This window comes from uncultured Flavobacterium sp. (assembly GCF_963925415.1).
Taxonomy (GTDB): Bacteria; Bacteroidota; Bacteroidia; order Flavobacteriales; family Flavobacteriaceae; genus Flavobacterium.
The window spans coordinates 1-3199 of sequence record NZ_CAWUTS010000130.1 but is presented as its reverse complement, the minus strand read 5'-3'; the positions used below and the strand labels follow the sequence as shown (position 1 = coordinate 3199).

General features: G+C 35.7%; 3 protein-coding genes. All 3 read left to right on the top strand.

From position 1 onward, the window contains the following. The coding region (locus AABM47_RS10230; RefSeq protein ID WP_338410826.1) for a T9SS type A sorting domain-containing protein at window positions 1-1234 on the top strand (1234 nt) is incomplete at its 5' end. A gap of 79 nt (window positions 1235-1313) precedes the next feature. After that, on the top strand, window positions 1314-2372 hold the full coding sequence (locus AABM47_RS10225; protein WP_338410825.1) for a hypothetical protein: 1059 nt from the start codon (window positions 1314-1316) through the stop codon (window positions 2370-2372). Between the two features lie 85 nt (window positions 2373-2457). Next, entirely contained in the window at window positions 2458-2793 is a 336-nt protein-coding gene (locus AABM47_RS10220; RefSeq protein ID WP_338410824.1) for a DUF6150 family protein, read from the top strand. Window positions 2794-3199 lie beyond the last annotated feature (406 nt).

The window sequence follows — 3199 nt, the reverse complement described above, 5'->3', positions numbered from 1 at the left end:
CGTTATTCATCATAACTACAAAAAAAATAAAAGTAAATTTATGAATCTGTTTTTCAAAATATCTTTTAATATCTTCTTAAAAGGTTCTTTCTTGCTGGTCAGTTTATTTATTTTTTCTTCGACCACCTTAGCACAGACATTTAGTGTCGGTCATACCTCTGTAGTGTTTTATGATAGCATTAGAAACAGGAACATAGCAACGGAAATCTATTATCCAGCAGATAACGCTGGACAAAACAAACCAGTTTCGGTTGGAGCCTTCCCTGTTTTGGTTTTTGGACATGGATTTTTAATGGGTTGGGTTTCTTATCAAAACTTTTGGACTGAAATAGTTCCAAACGGATATGTTATTTGTTTTCCTACCACTGAAATGGGTATAACTCCGGACCATCAACAATTCGGTGAGGATTTAAAGTTTCTGGCTACACAGATGCAAAATGAAACGCAAGACAGCACTTCATTATTCTTTAATTCTTTAGCTCCGAAAACAGGTCTTATTGGTCATTCAATGGGTGGTGGAGCTTCTTTTCTCGCTGCAGAAAACAATTCAAACATACATGCTTTAATCAATTTTGCAGCGGCAGAAACTACCCCATCTGCAATTTCAGCCGCAAGAGGTATAACCGTTCCTTCACTTATCTTCTCTGGTGATGATGACTGTGTCGCTCCACCAATAAATCATCAAAACAGTATGTATGATAGTTTAAATTCAAATTGCAAAACACAAGTAAAAATAATTAATGGTGGTCATTGTTATTTTGCTGATGAAAACGCAGCTTGCAGTTTTGGGGAATCTTTTTGCAACGGAAGCCTAAATATTACTAGACCAGAGCAACAAGCAGTAACGAATGATTTTTTAAATCTTTGGTTAGACTATTCATTAAAAGGAAATCAAAATGCTTTTAATATTTTCAACGATTCTTTGCAAACTTCAAATAGAATAAATTACTTACAAAATTGTAATACTTTAGGTTTACGACATTTAGATAATTCTGTTGAATTAGATGTTTTTCCCAATCCAGTCGTTGAAAAATTAAATCTGGTTATTCCAATTGAGCATATAAATGGTATACTTACAATTTATAATATAGCTGGGCAAAAGATGTATCAAAAATCAATATTAAATAGCAATACTCAAATTGATTTATCTGGTTATGCGAAAGGATCATATTATATAAAGTATATTAACGACTGGGTTATTCTGTACAATAAGATTATTAAAATAGATCATTAATAAAACTACGAACGCCCAATCTCGATACCGCCCCACTAATTAAAGCAGGGAGGGCCTCTCACAGCGAGCTAAGCGAGCTTTGCTACTTCATTGCACACTAAACCTAAAAAGTCCTGAAATTCATGGTTTAAATAGTACTTTTGAGAAATACTATAATTCTGCAATTAAAAACACCTACAAAATGAACACCATACTTCGTACAATCGGCTTTTCTCTTCTTATTGCGCTATTGGGTTGTAGCCAAAACCAACCGAACACAGAAACTCCTAGATCACCCGAAATACGTGAACTGCTTAGCGATTGGAACAAGGCCCATAATACCAAAGATGTACATGCGATTTATGCCTTGTATGACCTACACGTGCTTTATTACAAGCAGCCTTTTTTTAATGATGCTTGTGTTCAAGATAAATTTTCGTTTTTTGAAAAGTATCCCAACTTTAAACAAACCATCGAAAACGTACACCATGTGCTATCCAATGACACCGTAACCATCCACTTTAACAAACTAGTAACCATGGATGCTAAAAGCCAAACCTACCCATCTTATTTGAAGTTTGTACAAAAAGATAAGGAATGGAAAATCATTGAAGAAAGCGACAGTATTACAGACCTTGCGGTAAAAAATCTTTACGCATCAAACCCTGCTGTACCTGCCGGTGCGGTAAGAGGACATTTTAACGATGACGATATATTGGATTACATGTGGTTAGAAAAACCAGCGTTTCCGGAGCGTACACCTGAAACCCAGGAGGGCGAATTAATGGGTCAATGTATTGGTGAATGCGACAGCTATATTGCGTTTTCAGATAAAACGATTCCCAAAATATTTATCAAAAGCTGTATTGATGGTATACCCCAAAATTTGGGAGATATGAATGGGAATGGCATAGATGATATTGCCTTAATCCCTGGATGGTGGACCAGTTGCCACATGCGATATTATACATGGACGAACATCAATGGGTCTTTTGCCCCTTTGGTAGATTGTTTTTCCGTTCATTGCAATCAACTGGACGATGACGTTGCTGAAATTAAAATAGACCCCAAAAAAGAAGGATATGTTACCATACAATTCATAGATTGGGGACCTGATATGTGGAAGATTGCAACCAAATCGGTAAAAATGGAAAAATAACGTCCTCACTCCTACTAGTAATCCTATCAGAAAACAGAATTTAGCCGAAAAGAAGAATCACACTAAAACTTAAATCAAGAATAATATGAAAAAGACCCTGAGCATAATCCTATTTACCATGCTATCATTGGCAGGATATTCGCAAAAGGTATTTAGCGTTAAGTACCAAAGTCAGGCAGATATTAAAGTATTTGTTGTTAAGTATGAATCACAATGCGACCTAAAGGTATACAAGGTAGACTATGTGAATCAAGCTGAGGGGAATGCTGGCTTATGGAGTTTTGTGTCCTACGATAGCCAAGCAGACAAAAAAATATTCTTCGTAGATTATGAAAGCCAATGTGAGCTAAAAATATTTTTTGTTAAATACAAATCACAAGCAGGATGGGTTGACACATCCAAAAAACATTTAATGTTTTAACTAGTACCATACGTGCTAATACACTATGCTCCTTTTCTCGGCGTTGCAATTGAAGTTGCAAGCCGTTCTATTGCACAAATATGCAACAGAAACCCATGTATCTAACCGCCGTTGTAAATACCCAAGATGCAGTGTTGTATTATTTAACATTGTGAGTTATTCCACGAAAACTAATTTTCAAGCATTTAATGCAATTAAAGGTAATTAAGTTTTATGTTCGTATACTCTTACGAGATAAATGTTTAAAACTATACTTTTAGGTTGCTTTACTTTGTTGTCGACTCTTTTTGTTAATGGACAAACCATTGATGCGGGGACTGACACTACGGTATGCAAAGGTCAAACTGTTCAATTAGGTGGCAGTATATTAGCTACAGGAACACCCGACAGTATCAGTTGGACATCT